The organism is Micrococcus sp. Alg238-R198 (assembly GCF_900537135.1).
Classification (GTDB): Bacteria; Actinomycetota; Actinomycetes; order Actinomycetales; family Micrococcaceae; genus Micrococcus; species Micrococcus luteus.
Genome location: NZ_UNRH01000007.1, coordinates 62,912 through 80,444 on the forward strand (window position 1 = coordinate 62,912; position 17,533 = coordinate 80,444).

Here is a 17,533-nt window from a genome sequence, read left to right on the forward strand (position 1 = left end):
ACTGGCCGGGCCCGCAGCGTCGCCCGCCGCGGGCCGTCCCACTGCCGCCAGGAGCCCGCAGCCATGAGCACCACCCCCGCCGCCCCAGACGCCGCCGGAGCACACCCCGCCGGCCCGTTCCAGACGCGCGCCGGCGCCTACGCCCTGATCGTGGACGGCGGCCGCGTCCTGCTCAGCTCGTGGCAGGGGCCCGAGTTCCTGCAGTGGACGCTGCCCGGCGGCGGCATCGAGCTCGGCGAGAGCCCGGAGGAGGCGTGCCTGCGCGAGGTCTGGGAGGAGACCGGCCACACCGCCGAGCTCACGGGCCTGCTGGGCGTCACGACCGGGACGATCCCGGCGGAGAAGCGCCTGCGGGGCGAGCCGCTGCCCCTGCTCACCGTGCAGGTCCTCTACACCGCCCGCATCACGGGCGGCGTCCTGCGCCCTGAGGTCGGCGGATCCTCGACGGACGCACGCTGGTTCGACCTCGCGGAGCTCAGCGGGCTGCGCACCGCCTCCTGGGTCACCGAGGCGCTCGCCCGTGCCGGGGTGGCCACGTGAGCCGCCCCGCCCACCGACGCCCGACGGCCCTCGCCGCCTCCGCCCTCGCGCTGTCGCTGGCCCTGGGGGCGTGCGCGCCGCAGGCGGACGCCCCGCCGACGCCCTCGGCGTCAGGCACCCCGATCACGGTCGTGTACGACAGCGAGGGCCTGGAGGCCGCCGTCGCGGCGGTCCTGGCCCGTCACCTGCGCCTGCACGGCCACGCTGTGGCGGACGAGGACGGCGTCGCCGTGGAGCAGCCCGCGTGGTCCGCCGCCGGCGGGGACACGGTCGCCGTCGTGGACACCCTGGCCCTGGCCGCCGCGGCCGACCCCGCAGCGGCGCTGCCGTCCCCGCCGACGCCGACGTCGACCCCGTCGTCGACGCCGGCCGAGACGGAGGCCGACACGTCCGCGGACGCCGTGCCCACCCCCTCGGCCACCGCCTCGACCGCCGCCCCGAGCCCCACCCCGCTGCCCGTCGGCGACCCCGCGGCCGACGCCCCGGCGGCCGGGCGCGTCCTGGAGACGCTGCTCGCCGAGGAGACGGCCGCGGCGGGGACGCCGCAGGCCGAGGCCCCGACGGCGCTGTCCTCGTCGGCGGGCGTGCTGCGCCTGACCGCGGCCGTCACCCAGACCACCGCGGCCCGGCTCGAGCTCGAGTCGATCACGGACCTCAACGGCCGGTGCGAGTCGCTCACCGCCGTCGCACCCCCGGCCCTGACCGCCGCGGCGGACGCGGACGCGGCCCTGCGCACCCGCCTGGACCGGCTCGCCGGCTGCCGCCCCGAGACCTGGCTGGCCGACACCGAGGACCCGACCGCCGCCGTCGTCGCGGACGAGGCCCAGGTCGCGCTGCTGACCGGCACGGATCCGGAGATCGACGCGAGCACGCTCGTCCCGCTCGAGGACGACGGCCGCGTGCTCCCGGAGGGGCGGCTGACCGCCGTCGGCTCCGCCGCGACGCTGGACGACGACGCCGAACGGCGCATCGCCGAGGTGATGTCCGCCCTCGACGGCGACGGCCTGCGCGAGCTCGAACGGCTCACCACGGGCGACGACCCGCTTCCGGTCGCCGAGGCCGCGCAGTACTGGCTGGTGGACCACGGCCTGGAGGACGCGCCCGAGGACTGGTTCGTGCCCCGCGGCTCCTGGTTCTGAGCCCGCACGGGGGAGGGGTGCCGGCCCGCGTCGCACGACCGCGACTGTGATGCACACCGCCCGGGGGGTGCCATGATGGGGGCATGCCGACCCCGCATCCCCGCCAGATCCGCCAGTCCGCCAAGCTGCTGAACGTCCGCTACGACGTGCGCGGCCCCATTCTGGAGGAGGCGCAGCGGATGGAGGCCGCGGGCCACCGGATCATGAGGCTGAACATCGGCAATCCGGCCCCGTTCGGCTTCGAGGCGCCGGACGCCGTCCTGGCGGCGATGCACCAGCACCTACCGCACGCGCAGGGCTACTCGGACTCCAAGGGCATCTACTCGGCGCGCACCGCCGTCTCGCAGTACTACGAGTCCCGGGGCATCCGGGACATCGGCGTGGACGACGTGTTCATCGGCAACGGCGTGTCCGAGATGATCACGATGGTCCTGCAGGCCCTGGTCGACGACGGCGACGAGATCCTCGTCCCCTCGCCCGACTACCCGCTGTGGACCGGCGCCACCACCCTGGCCGGGGGCCGGGCGGTGCACTACCGCTGCGTCGAGGAGGAGGGCTGGGAGCCCGATCTCGAGCACATCGAGTCCCTCATCACGGAGCGCACCAAGGGCATCGTCCTGATCAACCCGAACAACCCCACCGGCGCGGTCTACTCCCGCGCCGTGCTGCAGGGCATCGTGGACGTGGCCCGCCGCCACAACCTCGTCCTCATGGCGGATGAGATCTACGAGAAGATCACCTACGACGGCGCCCGCCACATCAACGCCGCCGGCCTGTCCGACGACGTGCTCACCCTGACGTTCTCCGGCCTGTCCAAGGCGTACCGGGTGGCGGGCTACCGCTCCGGCTGGGTGGCCGTGTCCGGGCCGAAGCACCGGGCCGCCGACTTCCTCGAGGGCCTGACCCTGCTGGCCAACATGCGGATGTGCGCCAACGTGCCGGCGCAGCACGCCATCCAGGTGGCACTGGGCGGCTACCAGTCCATCAACGACCTCGTCCTGCCCGGCGGTCGACTGCTCGAGCAGCGCAACCTCGCCCAGGACCGCCTGAACGCCATCCCCGGCGTGTCCGTGCAGCCGGCTCACGGCGCCCTCTACCTGTTCCCGCGGCTGGACCCGGAGGTCTACGCGATCGACGACGACGAGGCGTTCGTCATCGAGCTGCTGCGGGCGAAGAAGATCCTCGTCTCGCACGGCGGGGCGTTCAACTACCCGCACAGCGACCACTTCCGGCTCGTCACGCTGCCCAGCGTGAAGGACCTGAGCGTGGCCCTGGACCGCCTCGAGGACTTCCTCGAGGACTGGAGGGAGCGCCATGGCTGACACCCCGGCCACCGCGGCGGGCCGGCCCGCCCGCGCCACCGACGACGACGGCGTCTTCGACGCCCCCGCGCGGGAGCTGTTCGCCGCCCGCCGCGGGGACGAGGTCCGGGGCCCGGCCGACGTCGACGCCGCCGCGACGCCCGGCTACGGCGGGGACAAGGCGAAGGGCAAGAAGGACCTGGCCGCGCGCGGCCGGGCGCTCGCCGACCTGCAGGAGCTGCTGTTCGCCCAGTCGGTGCGCGACGCGCCCGTGGGAGAGGTGCCGTCCCTGCTGGTGATCCTGCAGGGCATGGACACCGCCGGCAAGGGCGGGATCATGCGCCACGTGATCGGGGCGATGGACCCGCAGGGCGTCCACCTGCACGCGTTCAAGGTGCCGACCCCGGAGGAGCGCGCCCACGACTTCCTGTGGCGCATCCGACCGCATCTGCCGCGGCCCGGCCTGGTCTCCGTGTTCGACCGCTCGCACTACGAGGACGTGCTCGTGCACCGCGTGCGCGGGCTCTCCCCGCTGGCCGAGGTGGAGGAGCGCTACGGGGCGATCCGCGAGTTCGAGGCGGCCGTGCGCGCCGCGGGGACGCGGATCGTCAAGGTGATGCTGCGGATCTCGCCGGAGGAGCAGGCCGAGCGCCTGCTGGCCCGCCTGGACGACCCCACGAAGCACTGGAAGTTCAGCGAGGGCGACCTCGACGACCGCGCGTACTGGGACCAGTACACGGACGCGTACCGGATCGCGATCGAGCGGACGGACACCGAGGACGCGCCGTGGTTCATCGTGCCGGCGGACCGCAAGTGGTTCGCGCGGCTGGCGGTGCAGCAGCTGATCATCGAGACCCTGCAGGGGATGGGGCTGGACTGGCCGGAGGCCGACTTCGACGTCGCGGCGGCCCGCCGTCGCCTGCTGGCGGGCTGAGCGCCGCCGTCGTCGCGGTGGGCGGGGCAGTGGTGGTCGGACCTTGCCAAGCCCGGGGCCGCGGTGAGTGGATGGAGGAACACCGGGCGCCGCAGAGGCGCGCCGGACCCGATCCGAAAGGTGCACTCATGACTGAGAACGCTGTCCAGAACGCCCCGCTGTCCGGCAAGACCGTCGCGTTCCTCGCGACCGACGGTGTCGAGCAGGTCGAGCTGACCTCCCCGTGGGAGGCCGTGATCGCCGCGGGTGCGACCCCCGTGCTCGTCTCCCCGAAGTCCGGCACCATCACCGCGATGAAGTCCGACTGGGAGCACGGCGAGTCCTTCGAGGTGAACACCACGGTGAAGGACGCCAAGGCCGAGGACTTCCACGGCCTCGTGATGCCGGGCGGCACCCTGAACGCGGACGCCCTGCGCATCGACACGGACGCCCAGGCATTCGTGCGTGCCTTCTTCGAGCAGCACAAGCCGGTGGCGGCCATCTGCCACGCCCCGTGGACCCTGATCGAGGCCGGCGTCGTGGACGGCCGCCGTCTGACCAGCTACGCGTCCCTGGAGTCTGACCTGAAGAACGCGGGCGCCCAGTGGGTGGACGAGGAGGTCGTCGTGGACAGCGGGCTGACCACCTCGCGCACCCCGGACGACCTCGACGCCTTCAACGCCAAGCTCGTGGAGGAGCTGGGCGAGGGCAAGCACGAGGATCAGACCGCCTGACCGACGTCGGGAGCAAGCCGCGTGGGGCGGGGGCCGTTGGCCCCCGCCCCCGCCGTTTCTCGAACGAAAGCGCCGCGGAGGCCGCCGTTTCTCGACCGAAAGCGCCGCGGAGGCCGCCGTTTTCCGAACGAAAGCGGGGGCGGGGTCAGTCGGCGTCGGGGGCGGCCTCGCCGCGCACCTGGTCGAGGCGGGCGCGGGCGCCGTCGAGCCAGGCCTGGCAGCGGTCGGCCAGCGCCTCCCCGCGCTCCCACAGGGCCAGGGACTCCTCGAGGCCGGCGCCACCGGCCTCCAGCCTCCCCACGGTCTCCACCAGCTCGGCACGCGCCTGCTCGTAGCTCATCCGGGCCACGTCCGAGACGTCCGCGGAGGTGAAGCCCTCCACGCCGCTGGGGCGGCCCGCGTCCTGCGTCTGCTCCATGCCCTGTTCACTCATGCCGGTCGTGTCCTCTCGTGGGATGGGGTCGGGGTGGTCCGATGCGTCGCGACGACGTCCGCGGCGATCCGCCCGGCCGCCACGAGGATGTCGAGTCGGTCGTCCGTGGCGACCTGGCCCGCGTCGCGCACGACCTGCCCGGCGTGTTGGACCACGGCGTAGCCGCGGTCCAGGGTGCGCTGCGGGGACAGGGCGCGGACACGGGCGCGCAGCTGCGTGAGGGCGTCCTCCTCGCGGACGAGCCGGTGGCCGAGGGCGGACCGGCCGCGCTCGCGCCACCGGTCCGTCTCCTCCTGCCGGGTGTCCACCATCACGTGCGGGCGGGCCAGCACGGGTCGGGAGCGCAGGGCCGCGAGCCCCTCGGCCTCGGCGCGCACGCGGCGCTCGACGGCCGCGGCCAGCCGCAGGCGCGCGTCGGCGAGTCCCGCGGCCTCCTGGGCCGCGTCCGGGACGATCCGCTTGGCCGCGTCCGTGGGCGTGGAGGCGCGCAGGTCGGCGACGTCGTCGAGGACCGGGCGGTCCGCCTCGTGGCCGATCGCCGACACGACGGGCGTGCGCGCCGCCGCCACGGCGCGCACCAGTGCCTCGTCCGAGAAGGGGAGCACGACCTCCTCGAGCGCGCCGCCGCCGCGGGCGATGACGATGACGTCCACGGCCGGGTCGGCGTCGAGCTCGGCGAGCGCGGCGGCCACCTGCCGCGGGGCCTCGGCGCCCTGCACGGCGACCTCACGGATCTCGAACTCGGCGGCGGGCCAGCGCAGCAGGGTGTTGCGCAGCACGTCCTTCTTCGCGTCCGAGTCACGGCCGGTGATGAGCCCGATCCGGTGGGGGAGCAGGGGCAGCGGCCGTTTGCGCGCGGGGGAGGTCAGCCCCTCCTCGGCGAGGGCCCGGCGCAGCAGCTCCACGCGGGCCAGCAGATCGCCGAGGCCGACCGGGCGCATCTCCTGCACGTTCATGGACAGCCGCCCGGCCTTGAGCCAGAAGTTCGGCTTCACGCGCGCCACCACGCGGGAGCCCTGCTGGACGGTCCCGTCCAGGGTCATGGCGACGTTCCGCCAGGCGGTGAGCGGCAGGGAGACCTCTTCCTCGAGGTCCCGCATGGTCATGTAGACGTTGCCGCGGTTGTTCTTGAACTCGATCAGCTGGCCCTCGATCCACGTGGCGGGGGCGCGCTCGATGTGGGCCTTGAGGTTCTCGGAGAGCCGGCGCAGGGGCCACGGCCGCTCAGCGGAGGTCTCGCCCGCGCGGGCGGGTGCCGAGACGGGCACGTCCGGCGCCGCCGAGGCGCCCTCGGTCACGGGCTGGTCCATCCGGGTCCCTCCTGTCCGTGCCCGGTCCGCCCGGGCACGGGCCCACCGTACCGCCCTCGCCGGACGCGCAAGACGGCGCCCGGGCGTCCCCCGGACCCGCCGCCGACCCGGTCGGGGCGCTCAGACCGGGGAACCTCCGGCCAGGATCGGTACGCTCGACGGGGTCGGAACGGAACGGAAAGGACCCCATGCGCACCACCCTCAGCCTCCTCGTCGCGGCCCTGGCGGGCCTGCTGGCGGTGCTCGCGACGGCCGGCGCCCTCGTCGACGAGGCGACGCACCGCCCGGAGCTGCTGCGCGGGGTGACGGAGCAGGTCGCCGTGGACCCCGAGGTCCGCGCCGCCGTGCCGGGCGTGATCGACGACGTCGTGCACGACGCCATCCCCGAGCAGGTGCCGGGCCCGCTGGCCCAGACGGCCGAGGACCTGCTGCGCCCGCTGGCCCAGCGCGTGGCGGACGACCCGCAGGTGGTGCAGGGCTGGTCCGACACCGCCGACGAGGCCCGGCGCGCCTGGCTCGCCCAGCTCGAGGACCCGCAGGGCGCGGACGAGCCCGGCTCGGGCGCGGACGTGACCATCCCGTTCGGTCCCGTCGCGCAGTCCGGGATCACCGCCGCCCTGGGCGACATCGAACGTGACCTGCGCGAGGACCGGTTCGACCTGCCCGCGCAGGGGCTGCTGGAGAGGATCGTGGGCGCGGACGTCGGCGACTGGGCCGCGGACACGCTGCTGGCGCCCCTGTACGACCGCGCCGCGGACCTGCGGGACAGCACCGCGCTGCGCATGAACGCGCGCATCGACGCCCTGGCCGGCACGGACCGGGCCACTGTGCACCGCTGGGTGGACGCCTCCGCGCACTGGCGCTGGGCCGCCGCCGCCTCCGTGCTGGCGCTCGTGGGGGCCCTGCTGCTCGCCCCCCGACGGCGGCGGGGCCTCGCCGTGGCCGTGGCGGGTGTGGTCGCCCTGGCCGGCGGGCTGATCGGCGGCGCCCGTCTGGGTCCGGACGCGGTCCACCTCACGGCGCCCGAGGGGGCCTCCCCGGGGGTGGTCGCGTTCGTCCAGCAGATGGAGGAGGCCGCGGGCCCGGCGTTCGCAGCCGCCGTCGCCCCCTACCCCCAGACCCTGACCACCCTGGGCTGGATCGTGCTGGCCGCGGGCCTGCTGCTGGCCCTGGCGGAGCTGTGGGTCGCTCGGCGTGGCCGGGTCCGTGCCGCCCCGGCGGACGGTTCCCCCGTGGTGGGCCGCTCCCACACCGCGGCCGACGTCACGTCGCGCTGAGCCCGCGGCGAAGCCCGGGCCCGGTCTGCGCCCCGGCCGATAGCATGGAGGGCATGTCCGCTCCCTCCGTCTCCGCCCGTCCGTCCGCCGTCGGCCTCGGGATGCCGCAGGTCCCGCGCGTTCGTCGTCCCCGTGAGGAGGTCGAGGCGGCCGCGCCCGTGTCCGGTGAGAAGCGCGTGCTGCTGGCCGCCCCCCGTGGCTACTGCGCCGGCGTGGACCGCGCCGTCGTCGCCGTCGAGAAGGCCCTCGAGCACCACGGCGCCCCCGTGTACGTGCGCAAGGAGATCGTCCACAACCGGCACGTCGTGGACACCCTGACCGAGCGCGGTGTGGTGTTCGTCGACGAGCTGGACGAGGTGCCCGAGGGCGCCCTGACCGTGTTCTCCGCGCACGGCGTGTCCCCGGCCGTCGTCGAGGAGGCCGCCCAGCGCAACCTGCGCACCATCGACGCCACGTGCCCGCTCGTGACCAAGGTGCACCGCGAGGCCGTGCGCTTCGCCAAGCAGGACAAGCGGATCCTGTTGATCGGCCACGACGGTCACGAGGAGGTCGAGGGCACGTTCGGCGAGGCGCCCGAGCACACCACGGTGATCAACGACGTGGCCGAGGCCCGCACCGTCCAGGTGGAGGACCCGGACAACCTGATCTGGCTCTCCCAGACCACGCTCTCCGTGGACGAGACCCTCGAGATCGTCTCCGTGCTGCGCGAGCGGTTCCCTCACCTGCAGGACCCGCCCTCGGACGACATCTGCTACGCCACCTCCAACCGGCAGGCGGCCATCAAGTCGATCTCGCCGGAGTGCGACCTGGTGATCATCGTGGGCTCGGCGAACTCCTCGAACTCGGTGCGCCTCAAGGAGGTCGCCGCGGAGTACGGGGCCTCCCGCGCCGAGCGCGTGGACTTCGCCAACCAGGTGGACGAGTCCTGGTTCGAGGGCGTGGCCACCGTGGGCCTGTCCTCGGGCGCGTCCGTGCCCGAGGTGCTGGTCCAGGAGGTGCTCGCGCTGCTGGCCGAGTACGGCTACGGGCAGGTGGACGAGGTGGTGACCGCCGAGGAAGACATCATCTTCTCCCTGCCCAAGGAGCTGCGCGCCGAGATGAAGCGCGTGGGCGACGACGGGCGCGCCCTCGGCGGACGCCGCCGCGCCGCCGAGGCCTGAGCCGGGCGCCCCTCGTCACCTCGCTGAGGCCCGCAGACTCGCCGTCGCGACGCCGGCGTAGCGGCGAGTCTGCGGGCCTCGGCGTGCCGGGCCTCGGCGTTCCGGGCCGGCGGGTGGTCAGGGACTCAGAGCCCGAAGACCCAGACGAGCAGGGTCATCGACGCGATGGAGATCAGCACGACGGCGATGATGTTCAGCCACACGCCGCCCTTCACCATCTGGCCGATGGTCACGTAGCCGGAGCCGTACGCGATGGCGTTCGGCGGGGTGGCCACGGGCAGCATGAACGCGCAGGTCGCGGCGAGGGCGACGGGCGCGGCCAGCATGAGCGGGGGGACGCCGGTGCCCAGGGCCACGCCGGAGGCGACGGGCAGGAACGTGGCCGCGGTGGCCGTGTTCGAGGTCATCTCCGTCAGCAGCAGGATGCCGACGGCGGCGATCACCACGAGCACCCACACGGGGATGTCGCCGAGGCCCTTGACCTGCTCACCGAGCCACGTGGACAGGCCCGACTTAGAGAACTGACCGGACAGGGCCAGGCCGCCGCCGAACAGCAGGAGCACGCCCCACGGCAGCTCCTTCGCGGCCTCCCAGTCGAGCAGGCGCACGCCGCGCCCGGCCCCGCCGCCGGCCGGCAGGAGGAACAGGATGAGTCCGACGACCATGGCGATGGCCGCGTCCGAGAGCAGCGGGGACTCCAGGCCCAGGACGTACTCGGAGATCAGCGGCACGGTGATCCAGGCCAGCGCGGCGAGGACGAAGACGGCGAGGACCTTGGCCTCGGGGGCGCTCATGCGGCCGAGGCGGGCCAGCTCGGTGGCGATCAGGTCGCGGCCGCCGGGGACCTCGTCGATCTCCGGGCGGAACAGCACGCGGGTGAGCAGGAACCAGCACGCGAAGAGCAGCACGACGGCGATCGGCACGCCGACCAGCATCCACTGGCCGAAGCCGATCTGCACGCCGTGCTCGGCGGCCATGTGGCCCGCGAGCAGGGTGTTGGGCGGGGTGCCGATGATGGTGCCGAGCGAGCCGATGGACGCGGCGTACGCGATGCCGAGCATGAGCGCGGTGCCGAAGTTCGACTTCGTGAGGGAGCGGATCTCGGCCTGCGTGGGGGCCTCGCCGGCCGCGGATGCGGGCGCGGCGGGGCGGTCGACCTGGTCCGCTCCCTCGTCCGCAGTCAGGGCGCCGTCCGTGCCGTAGCGCTGGACGAGCACGAGGATGGACACGCCGATGGGGAGCATCATCACGGCGGTGGCGGTGTTGGACACCCACATGGAGATGAACCCGGTGGCGATCATGAAGCCCAGGACGAGGTTCACGGTCCTGGCGCCCATGAACTTCAGGACGCCGAGCGCGATGCGCCGGTGCAGGTTCCACCGCTGCATGGCCAGGGCGAGCATGAAGCCGCCCATGAACAGGAAGATGATGTTGTTGCCGTAGCTCGCGCCGACGGCGTCGAAGGTGATGCCGCCGTCGGACTCCTCGGCGGGCACGCCGAGCGGGAAGATGACGAGCGGCAGCAGGGCGGTGGCGGGGATGGGCAGGGCCTCGGTCATCCACCACACGGCCATGAGCACGGCGGTGGCGGCGACGAGGCGGGGCCAGACGCCGAGGTCGCCCGGCATCAGCAGGAACAGGGCGACGGCGAGCAGGGGGCCGGCCACGAGGCCGATGATGCGCTTGACGTTCTCGCCGCCGGGCAGCGGCTCGTCACGCATGCCCGGGGAGAGCTCGTGCTCGAACTCCTGGGCGGCCGCTCGGGGGTCGAAGCGGGAGACGTGCTCGTTGACGTTGCTCGGCGGGGGGAGCGGACGGGACTGCATGGGGCCTCCTCATCAGGTCAGGCCCTCGGCGCGGCCTGGCAATTCTCTGTGAATTTCACGATAGCAAGTGACCTGAGACACGGAAAGACGACGTCGGGGCCGCGACGGCCCACCCGCCCGGCCCCCCGTGCGGCCCCGTTCACGCCTCCCGCGCCGACTCCGCCCGACGACGGCGCAGCTCGTCCTCCTCCACGCCCGCGACCAGTTCCGGGGCGGCCAGGGGTCGGGGCGCGGACTCGAGCGTGCGGATGTCCGGCGTGGGGGCCAGGCCCGGGTCGGCGTCGCGGAGGCGCCGGGCGGCGGGGAGCACGCGCGACTCGACGTTGCCGACGAGCTGGTTGTAGCGGTCCACGGCGGTCTTGAGGGAGCCGCCCATGCGGTCCAGGTGGGTGCCGAGCGTGCCGAGGCGTTCGTAGAGGTCCTTCGCGCTGGCCACCACGGTGTGGGCGTTCTCGGCCAGGGTGTCCTGCCGCCAGGCGTAGGCCACGGACTTCAGGGCGGTCAGGAGGGAGACGGGGGCGACGAGCGCGACGTTCCGGGAGAACGCGTGGTCCAGCAGTCCGGGGTCCGCGTCCAGGGCCGCGGCCAGGAGCGACTCGGCGGGCAGGAAGCACAGGACCAGCTCGGGGGAGTGCTCGAGGCCGGCCCAGTAGGACTTCGCCGAGAGCTGGTCCACGTGGCGGCGCACGGCCGCGGCGTGCTGGGCGGCCAGCGCCTGGCGCCGCTCGTACGCCTCCTCGCCGGGCTCGTCCGCGAGGGCCTCGGCGGCCAGCGCGTCCCCGATGGGGGCCTTGGCGTCCACGGCCATGGCCTTGCCGCCGGGCAAGGACACCACGAGGTCCGGGCGGAGGCGCTCGCCGTCCTTGCCGGACAGCGTGGCCTGCTCCGTGAAGTCCACGTGGTGGAGCATGCCCGCCGCCTCCACGACCCGCCGCAGCTGCGCCTCGCCCCAGTGGCCCCGCGCGGAGGTGGACTTGAGGGTGGCCATGAGCGACGTGGTCTGGTTCAGCAGGTCACGGTCGGTGGCCGCGGCGGCGCGGAGCTGCTCCCCGAGCCGGCCGAACTGGGACGCCCGATCCCGTTCCAGCACGCTCACCTGCTCCTGGAGCGCCGCCAGCCGCTGGCCCAGCGGGGCGAGCGTGGACATCACCTGGGACTCCGCGCGTTGGCGTTCGGCGTCCTCGGCGCGCGCGGCCGTGAGCGCGCGCTGCTCCGCCCGGGCGGCCGCGAGCTCCTCTCGCGCCCCCTGGTGCTCGGTGCGCAGCGCGGCCAGCTCGGCCTGGGCCCGGCGGGCCTCTTCACCGCCGCCGGCCGCCCGGCGCCACATGAGCCACGCGCCCACCAGGGCGCCCAGCACGAGTCCGAGGATGAGGGCGAGCAGCAGGCTGAGGATCTCCATGCCCCCACCTTCGCAGGCCGCAGGGACAGGTGAGGCGGCGGCGCGCCGTCGTCGTGGCGGGCGGCTCAGCCGAAGAGCGGGTTGGGGCCGTTGGCCACCACCTGCGGGTCGCCGTCGACGCGGGCGGCGATGCCCGCCGCGGCAACGCCGGGCAGATAGGGGAAGACCATGCGGGTCGAGGCCAGGGCGGCGGCGTCGAAGGCCTCCACCGCGACGGCCGGGCGGGGTCCGTCCGCCGTCTCGATCTCGCCGTCGAACACGGCCACCGCCCGCGTGGGGCGCGGGCTGATCTTCGCGACCGTGGCGGCCGCCTGCTCGGGTTCGAGGTCCGGGTGCTCCCACATGCCGCGCTGGCCGTCGGCGGTGACCGCGAGGATCGTGGGGGCGAACACGGACTGCCGGCCGAGCGTGTCGAACACGTGCTCCACCGCGAGGCTGATCAGCGGCAGCAGCTCGCCGCCGGGAGGCGTGGGGGTCGGTCCGGTGGGCGTCGGGGTGCTCATGGGGCCGAGGCTACCGGCCCTGTCCGACGGCGCCCACCCGCGCCTAGCGTGAACCCATGCAGCTCACCATCGCCCCCGGGGACATCACGGCCACCCACGCGGACGCCGTCGTCAACGCCGCCAACGCCACCCTGCTCGGCGGCGGAGGCGTGGACGGCGCGATCCATCGGCGCGGCGGTCCCGAGATCCTGGCCGAGTGCCGCCGCCTGCGCGAGACCGACCTGCCGGAGGGGCTGCCCGCCGGGCAGGCCGTGGCGACGACGGCGGGGCGCCTGCCCGCGCGCTGGGTCATCCACACCGTGGGCCCGGTGTGGGCCAAGACGATCGACAAGTCCGACACCCTCGCCTCGTGCTACCGCGAGTCCCTGAAGGTGGCGGCCGGGCTCGGCGCCCGGACGGTCGCGTTCCCTGCGATCTCCGCGGGGATCTACGGCTGGCCCATGGAGGACGCGGCGCGGATCGCCGTCGAGACCTGCCACGCGATGGCGGACGAGGTGGGCGGCACCGTGGACGAGGTGCTGTTCGTGCCGTACGGCGACACGGCGGAGGCCGCGTTCCGTGCGGCGCTCGCGCATCTCACCTGAGCGCCTCCGCTGAGCCGCCCCTACAGCCATCCGCGGTCGCGCGCGACCGTCGCGGCCTCGCCGCGCGTGCTGGTGGCCGTCTTGCCGATCGCCGCGCTCAGATGGTTGCGCACCGTGCCCGCCGAGAGATGCAGGCGCCCGGCGATCGCCCGGACGGAGGCCCCCGTGAGCGCTTCGCGCAGCACATCGACCTCCCGCGGGGTCAGCGGGCTCGGCCCCGCCGCGAGGGTGTCCACCGCGAGCGAGGGATCCACCACGCGCTCACCGCGGGCCACCGCACGCACGGCGTCGGCGAGCTGCTCAGCCGGGGTGTCCTTGACCACGAATCCCCGGGCCCCGGCGGCCAGGGCCCGCTCCAGGTAGCCGGGGCGGCCGAAGGTCGTCACCATCAGCACGGCGCAGTCCAGGCCGCGGTCCCGGATCCGGCGCAGGGCCTCGAGCCCGTCCACTCCGGGCATCTCGATGTCCAGCAGCGCGACGTCCACGTCATGGGCCTCGACCGCGTCCGCCACCTCGTCCCCGGAGGCGGCCTGGGCGACGACGGTCAGGTCCGGCTCGGTGTCCAGGAGGGCGGCCAGGGCGCCGCGCACGAGCGCCTGGTCGTCGGCCAGCAGCAGGCGCAGCGGAGCCCCGGGCCCGCGATCGGCCGAGGGCGGCGACGCCGGGGACGGGGCCGGGGCGGCTGACTCACTCATGCGTCCATCCTGCCCTCGGCGGCGGGCAGCACCCCGCGCGCGGCCTCCAACGTGCTCCTGCCCCAGTGCACGGCCACGCCGGTGCCGGCCCCGCCGAGCCCCGGCCCCACCTCGAGGCGTGCGCCCTCCGCGGCCGCCCGCTCGGCGAGGGTGCGGGGGCCCACGCCCGCCGCGATGGAGGCCGGCAGCCCGTCGCCGTCGTCGAGCACCGCCACGTGGTGGGTGTCCAGGCTGATGCGCACCCGGCGGGCCCCGGCGTGGCGGAGCACGTTGGTCACGGCCTCGCGCACGATCCAGGCGGCCAGGGCGCGGCGACGCTCCGGCACCTCGGTGACCGCGCCGGGCGGCGGGGCCTCGACGGCCATCCCGGCGTCCCGCAGCGCCCCCACGGAGAGGGAGAGCTGCCCGCCCAGCTCCGGGGCGGCGAGCTCGGCGACGGCGGCCCGCGCCTCGGCGAGGGCCGTGCGGGACAGGGTGATCACCTCGGCGGCCTCCTCCTTGGCCCGGGCGGGGTCCGTGTCGATCAGCCGGTGCACGAGCTGGGTCTTGACGTTGATGGTGGTCAGGGAGTGGCCCAGGATGTCGTGCAGATCCCGACCGAGCCGCTCCCGCTGGCCGGCGAGGTCGAGTTCATGCGTCATCTCCACGACCCGGTCGTCCCGGGCAATCGCCAGGCGCATGCCCACCAGCACCACCAGGAGGACGGCGAGGTTGCCCAGCACGACGGGCAGGGCCGGATCGTCGGGGAAGAACAGCAGCCCGGTCGCCAGCGCCGCGGCCATCGTGGCCCCGGCGCCGATCAGGCCCACGCGCAGCCGGTGGGGGAAGAGCCACGTGGCCACGAGGAAGGGGGAGTAGAGCAGGGCGTGGACGCCCAGGATCCGGGTCAGCACGGCCAGGCACCCGGCGAGCACGAGCCAGGTGAGGACCGCGTTGGCCCAGGCCGGCCACGCGCGCACCGGGCGCGGCACCACGAACGCTGCCAGGTAGACGAGCATGAAGACCACGATGGCCGCCACCCCCAGGATCGCCTCGCCCCGCCCGTCCCCGGGAGTGAACGCCCGGCGGAGGAGCTCGACGAGGACGAAGCCGAAGCTGATGAGCCACACCCCGGCGAACCCCAGCGTGGACGGCCACAGGTGCAGCGGCAGGACGGCGGGGTCGTGCTCCGCCGCGCCGACCGTCGGGCGGGCCGGCGCCGGGGATCCGCCGGCGGGGCTCATGCGCGGGCCGTCCGGGAGCGGGAGGCGAGCAGGCAGACCACCGCGAACACGGCCGTCCAGGCCAGCAGGTTCACGAGCGGCAGCCACAGCGGATCCGCGGCGGCGGGTTCCGTTCCCATCGGTGCCCTCTCTCCCTCCATCTGCGGCCACCGGGCGAGGGCGCCGGCCCCGTACACCGGAGTGAAGCGCCCGATGTCCAGCATGATCCCCGAGAGCGGGATGAAGAGGTTCCCGAGGAAGCCGAACATCACCAGGATGCCCGACGCCGCGGACACGGCGGCCTCCGAACGGAAGAGCAGGGCGGCCGCCAGGCCGAACAGCGCGAACGGCAGCGAGGACACCAGGGCGAGGGCGCCCGTCGTGAGCCAGCGCAGCGGGCCGTCGAGCTCCGCGCCCGTGAGCGCGCCTGCGGCGAGCACGGCGAGCACGGGCAGGGCGGCCATGGCCAGGGCCACGAGGCACTTGCCGGCGAGGTAGGCGCCCGGGGTGAGCGCGGTCAGGGAGAGCTGGCGGCCCCAGCCGGACCGGCGCTCGACGGCGGCCGAGCCGGCGATCGAGGTGGTGGCCATGACCGCCCCGTACACGGCCATGCCGGTCATGGTGTACGCGGACACGTTCCCGTGGCCGACGGGGAGGTCTCCCCAGTCGGAGAGCGCGCCGAACATGAGGTAGAGCGCCACGGGGAGGACGACGATGAAGAACGAGCCCTCGATCATCCGCACGTTGCGGACGAACTCGCGGCGTGCATAGCCGAACAGGCGGCCGGGGGCGGTGATGGTCGTGCTCATGCGAGGGACTCCTGCGGCTCGGAGGGTGCCGGCTGGCCGGCGTCGGTCAGGGAGAGGAACACGTCGTCGAGGGAGGCGTGGGTGATCGCCAGGTCCTCGACGAGGCGCTCGTCCAGCAGGTGGCGGGCGACGTCGTCGCCGGTGACCCGGCCCCCGGCGGGGACGCGCACGCGCAGGCGGCCGGGGGAGAGGTGCTGTGGTTCGAGCTGGACGGCGTCCTGCGGCAGGCCCAGGGCGGCGGCGAGGCGGGCGGGCGCGTCCGGATCGCCTCCGCCGCCGGTCCAGCGGCCCGTGAGAGTGACGGACCCGCCGGTGGCGAGCTCGGCGGGCGTGCCGTCTGCGTGGATCCGGCCCTCGCGCATCAGGACGATCCGGTCCGCGAAGTCCTCGGCCTCGGGGAGGAAGTGGGTGGCGAACACGATGGTGCGGCCCCGGTCCGCCTCGGCGTGCATGGTGTCCCAGAAGTCGTGGCGGGCGCGGACGTCCATGCCCGCGGTGGGCTCGTCCAGGATCAGCAGCTCGGGGTCGGTGAGCAGGGCCAGGGCGAAGCGCAGCCGCTGGCGCTCGCCTCCGGAGCACTTCTTCACCCGGCGGCCGGCCAGCCCGGTGAGGCCGGCGCGCTCGAGGGCGGCGGGCACGCCGATGTGGCGGCGGTGGCAGCCGGCCACCATGGCCACGGTCTCGCGGACGCTCAGGTCCTCCAGCAGGCCGCCCGTCTGCAGCACCGCGCCCACCCGGCCCTGGCGGACGGCGGCGACGGGGTCGGAGCCGAGGACGCTGACCGTGCCGTCCGAGGGCGGGCTGAAGCCCAGGGCCATGTCCAGCAGCGTGGTCTTGCCGGCGCCGTTGGGCCCGAGGAGGGCGAGGACTTCGCCGGCGGGGACGGTGAGGTCCACGCCGTCCACGGCCCGGACCGGTCCGAAACGGCGGGTGAGTCCCCGGGTTGCGAGTGCGGGTGCGTTGCTCATGGCTCCAGCCTCGTCGCGGGGCGCGCCCCGCGGGAGCGGCAGACGTCAGGAATGCGCCATGACGAATGTCATGGGTGGGGCCGCGCCGTCGCGGGCGGGCCGTCCCTCAGAAAGTTGAGCGGAGTTCACGAAGATTTCTGGAATAGGTTCGCCGGGCGTGCTGTTGTGGTGATCAGACGCCGCGGTGTCAGCGGCGCCCACCCGACTCCCGAGGAGAGTGAACCGACATGGCCCGTCCCATCGATCCGTTCCGTGAGATGGAGCGTCCCTTCCGTGAGATGGAGCGCCTGGTGAACGGTCTGACGACCCGCGCGACCGGCACCGCGTCCATGCCCATGAACCTGTACCGCGAGGGCGACGCCTTCGTCGCCGAGGTCGAGCTGCCCGGCGTCGACCCGGCCTCCATCGACGTGGACGTGGAGGAGCGCACGCTCACCGTCCGTGCCGAGCGCAAGGAGGCCCCGGCCCGCGAGGACCGCCGCTGGCTCACCCGTGAGCGTTCCGCCGGCACCTTCGCCCGCCAGCTCACCCTGGGCGAGGGCCTGGCCCTCGACCGCATCCAGGCCGACTACAGCGACGGCGTCCTGACCCTCACCATCCCGGTGGCGGAGCAGGCCAAGCCCCGCAAGATCTCCGTCACCCACGGCGGCGCCGCCCCGGTGGCCGCGGAGACCGTGGAGGGCTCCGCCGCCGAGGCCTCCGGCGAGTGATCGTCCTCTGACGGAGCCGCGGCCGGCGTG

General features: G+C 74.5%; 18 protein-coding genes. 9 read left to right on the top strand and 9 right to left on the bottom strand.

What is annotated here, in order from left to right:
- Positions 1 to 63: 63 nt before the first annotated feature.
- The 5 genes from G6R13_RS08210 to G6R13_RS08230 all read left to right on the top strand — a co-directional run bounded on the left by G6R13_RS08210 (position 64) and on the right by G6R13_RS08230 (position 4,627).
- Positions 64 to 540 (top strand): NUDIX domain-containing protein, encoded by a 477-nt coding sequence (locus G6R13_RS08210; protein ID WP_044658994.1) that lies wholly within the window; start codon positions 64 to 66, stop codon positions 538 to 540.
- Complete coding sequence (locus tag G6R13_RS08215) at positions 537 to 1,679, top strand: glycine betaine ABC transporter substrate-binding protein (protein WP_163721362.1); 1,143 nt, start codon at positions 537 to 539, stop codon at positions 1,677 to 1,679. Before G6R13_RS08210 ends, G6R13_RS08215 begins: the two co-directional genes overlap by 4 nt.
- A gap of 83 nt (positions 1,680 to 1,762) precedes the next feature.
- Positions 1,763 to 3,001, top strand: coding sequence for a pyridoxal phosphate-dependent aminotransferase (locus G6R13_RS08220; RefSeq protein WP_159833379.1), 1,239 nt, complete (start codon positions 1,763 to 1,765; stop codon positions 2,999 to 3,001).
- On the top strand, positions 2,994 to 3,914 hold the full coding sequence (locus G6R13_RS08225) for a phosphate--nucleotide phosphotransferase (protein WP_049145656.1): 921 nt from the start codon (positions 2,994 to 2,996) through the stop codon (positions 3,912 to 3,914). Before G6R13_RS08220 ends, G6R13_RS08225 begins: the two co-directional genes overlap by 8 nt.
- A gap of 128 nt (positions 3,915 to 4,042) precedes the next feature.
- Positions 4,043 to 4,627 carry a type 1 glutamine amidotransferase domain-containing protein gene (locus G6R13_RS08230; protein ID WP_036383850.1) on the top strand — a complete coding sequence of 195 codons (585 nt, stop codon included), beginning with the start codon at positions 4,043 to 4,045 and terminating at the stop codon, positions 4,625 to 4,627.
- Between the two features lie 145 nt (positions 4,628 to 4,772).
- On the opposite strand, the gene G6R13_RS08235 is transcribed toward G6R13_RS08230, so the two are convergent.
- Both G6R13_RS08235 and xseA read right to left on the bottom strand, forming a co-directional pair.
- Positions 4,773 to 5,060: an exodeoxyribonuclease VII small subunit gene (locus tag G6R13_RS08235; protein WP_036316619.1), complete on the bottom strand. Its 288-nt coding sequence runs from the start codon at positions 5,058 to 5,060 to the stop codon at positions 4,773 to 4,775.
- A complete protein-coding gene (gene xseA, locus G6R13_RS08240) occupies positions 5,057 to 6,370 on the bottom strand; it encodes an exodeoxyribonuclease VII large subunit (RefSeq protein WP_163721364.1) in 1,314 nt (437 codons plus the stop codon). Before xseA ends, G6R13_RS08235 begins: the two co-directional genes overlap by 4 nt.
- A gap of 188 nt (positions 6,371 to 6,558) precedes the next feature.
- Between xseA and G6R13_RS08245 the strand changes: the two genes are divergently transcribed.
- Both G6R13_RS08245 and G6R13_RS08250 read left to right on the top strand, forming a co-directional pair.
- The gene (locus G6R13_RS08245; RefSeq protein WP_163721366.1) at positions 6,559 to 7,647 is read left to right on the top strand and encodes a hypothetical protein; all 1,089 of its coding nucleotides are present in this window, start codon (positions 6,559 to 6,561) and stop codon (positions 7,645 to 7,647) included.
- 53 nt (positions 7,648 to 7,700) lie between these two features.
- Positions 7,701 to 8,807: a 4-hydroxy-3-methylbut-2-enyl diphosphate reductase gene (locus G6R13_RS08250; protein WP_163721368.1), complete on the top strand. Its 1,107-nt coding sequence runs from the start codon at positions 7,701 to 7,703 to the stop codon at positions 8,805 to 8,807.
- Between the two features lie 125 nt (positions 8,808 to 8,932).
- On the opposite strand, the gene G6R13_RS08255 is transcribed toward G6R13_RS08250, so the two are convergent.
- From G6R13_RS08255 to G6R13_RS08265, 3 genes are all read right to left on the bottom strand, one after another.
- Entirely contained in the window at positions 8,933 to 10,633 is a 1,701-nt protein-coding gene (locus G6R13_RS08255) for a DASS family sodium-coupled anion symporter (protein ID WP_163721370.1), read from the bottom strand.
- 139 nt (positions 10,634 to 10,772) lie between these two features.
- Positions 10,773 to 12,032: a DNA recombination protein RmuC gene (locus tag G6R13_RS08260; RefSeq protein ID WP_041104349.1), complete on the bottom strand. Its 1,260-nt coding sequence runs from the start codon at positions 12,030 to 12,032 to the stop codon at positions 10,773 to 10,775.
- Positions 12,033 to 12,097: 65 nt separating this feature from the next.
- Positions 12,098 to 12,535: a hypothetical protein gene (locus tag G6R13_RS08265; protein WP_063190131.1), complete on the bottom strand. Its 438-nt coding sequence runs from the start codon at positions 12,533 to 12,535 to the stop codon at positions 12,098 to 12,100.
- Between the two features lie 56 nt (positions 12,536 to 12,591).
- On the opposite strand from G6R13_RS08265, the gene G6R13_RS08270 reads away from it, so the two are divergent.
- Complete coding sequence (locus G6R13_RS08270) at positions 12,592 to 13,119, top strand: O-acetyl-ADP-ribose deacetylase (RefSeq protein WP_163721372.1); 528 nt, start codon at positions 12,592 to 12,594, stop codon at positions 13,117 to 13,119.
- A gap of 20 nt (positions 13,120 to 13,139) precedes the next feature.
- Here G6R13_RS08270 and G6R13_RS08275 read toward each other — a convergent pair whose 3' ends face one another.
- From G6R13_RS08275 to G6R13_RS08290, 4 genes are read right to left on the bottom strand one after another with little or no spacing between them, the layout of a single operon-like run.
- Entirely contained in the window at positions 13,140 to 13,814 is a 675-nt protein-coding gene (locus G6R13_RS08275; protein WP_163721374.1) for a response regulator transcription factor, read from the bottom strand.
- Entirely contained in the window at positions 13,811 to 15,037 is a 1,227-nt protein-coding gene (locus G6R13_RS08280; RefSeq protein WP_163721376.1) for a histidine kinase, read from the bottom strand. Before G6R13_RS08280 ends, G6R13_RS08275 begins: the two co-directional genes overlap by 4 nt.
- Positions 15,034 to 15,825, bottom strand: coding sequence for an ABC transporter permease (locus G6R13_RS08285; RefSeq protein ID WP_163721378.1), 792 nt, complete (start codon positions 15,823 to 15,825; stop codon positions 15,034 to 15,036). The genes G6R13_RS08280 and G6R13_RS08285 overlap by 4 nt, the downstream gene beginning before the upstream one ends.
- The gene (locus tag G6R13_RS08290; protein WP_163721380.1) at positions 15,822 to 16,793 is read right to left on the bottom strand and encodes an ABC transporter ATP-binding protein; all 972 of its coding nucleotides are present in this window, start codon (positions 16,791 to 16,793) and stop codon (positions 15,822 to 15,824) included. The genes G6R13_RS08285 and G6R13_RS08290 overlap by 4 nt, the downstream gene beginning before the upstream one ends.
- Positions 16,794 to 17,020: 227 nt before the next feature.
- Between G6R13_RS08290 and G6R13_RS08295 the strand changes: the two genes are divergently transcribed.
- The gene (locus G6R13_RS08295; RefSeq protein WP_049148004.1) at positions 17,021 to 17,503 is read left to right on the top strand and encodes an Hsp20/alpha crystallin family protein; all 483 of its coding nucleotides are present in this window, start codon (positions 17,021 to 17,023) and stop codon (positions 17,501 to 17,503) included.
- The last annotated feature ends 30 nt before the right edge of the window (positions 17,504 to 17,533 follow it).

What these genes read in the sequence shown, in the direction of transcription:
- G6R13_RS08210 (WP_044658994.1), top strand. Translation starts at nt 64, where the DNA reads ATGAGCACCACCCCCGCCGCCCCAGACGCCGCCGGAGCACACCCCGCC.
- G6R13_RS08220 (WP_159833379.1), top strand. Translation starts at nt 1,763, where the DNA reads ATGCCGACCCCGCATCCCCGCCAGATCCGCCAGTCCGCCAAGCTGCTG.
- G6R13_RS08225 (WP_049145656.1), top strand. Translation starts at nt 2,994, where the DNA reads ATGGCTGACACCCCGGCCACCGCGGCGGGCCGGCCCGCCCGCGCCACC.
- G6R13_RS08230 (WP_036383850.1), top strand. Translation starts at nt 4,043, where the DNA reads ATGACTGAGAACGCTGTCCAGAACGCCCCGCTGTCCGGCAAGACCGTC.
- G6R13_RS08235 (WP_036316619.1), bottom strand. Translation starts at nt 5,060, where the DNA reads ATGAGTGAACAGGGCATGGAGCAGACGCAGGACGCGGGCCGCCCCAGC.
- xseA (WP_163721364.1), bottom strand. Translation starts at nt 6,370, where the DNA reads ATGGACCAGCCCGTGACCGAGGGCGCCTCGGCGGCGCCGGACGTGCCC.
- G6R13_RS08245 (WP_163721366.1), top strand. Translation starts at nt 6,559, where the DNA reads ATGCGCACCACCCTCAGCCTCCTCGTCGCGGCCCTGGCGGGCCTGCTG.
- G6R13_RS08250 (WP_163721368.1), top strand. Translation starts at nt 7,701, where the DNA reads ATGTCCGCTCCCTCCGTCTCCGCCCGTCCGTCCGCCGTCGGCCTCGGG.
- G6R13_RS08255 (WP_163721370.1), bottom strand. Translation starts at nt 10,633, where the DNA reads ATGCAGTCCCGTCCGCTCCCCCCGCCGAGCAACGTCAACGAGCACGTC.
- G6R13_RS08260 (WP_041104349.1), bottom strand. Translation starts at nt 12,032, where the DNA reads ATGGAGATCCTCAGCCTGCTGCTCGCCCTCATCCTCGGACTCGTGCTG.
- G6R13_RS08265 (WP_063190131.1), bottom strand. Translation starts at nt 12,535, where the DNA reads ATGAGCACCCCGACGCCCACCGGACCGACCCCCACGCCTCCCGGCGGC.
- G6R13_RS08270 (WP_163721372.1), top strand. Translation starts at nt 12,592, where the DNA reads ATGCAGCTCACCATCGCCCCCGGGGACATCACGGCCACCCACGCGGAC.
- G6R13_RS08275 (WP_163721374.1), bottom strand. Translation starts at nt 13,814, where the DNA reads ATGAGTGAGTCAGCCGCCCCGGCCCCGTCCCCGGCGTCGCCGCCCTCG.
- G6R13_RS08280 (WP_163721376.1), bottom strand. Translation starts at nt 15,037, where the DNA reads ATGAGCCCCGCCGGCGGATCCCCGGCGCCGGCCCGCCCGACGGTCGGC.
- G6R13_RS08285 (WP_163721378.1), bottom strand. Translation starts at nt 15,825, where the DNA reads ATGAGCACGACCATCACCGCCCCCGGCCGCCTGTTCGGCTATGCACGC.
- G6R13_RS08290 (WP_163721380.1), bottom strand. Translation starts at nt 16,793, where the DNA reads ATGAGCAACGCACCCGCACTCGCAACCCGGGGACTCACCCGCCGTTTC.
- G6R13_RS08295 (WP_049148004.1), top strand. Translation starts at nt 17,021, where the DNA reads ATGGCCCGTCCCATCGATCCGTTCCGTGAGATGGAGCGTCCCTTCCGT.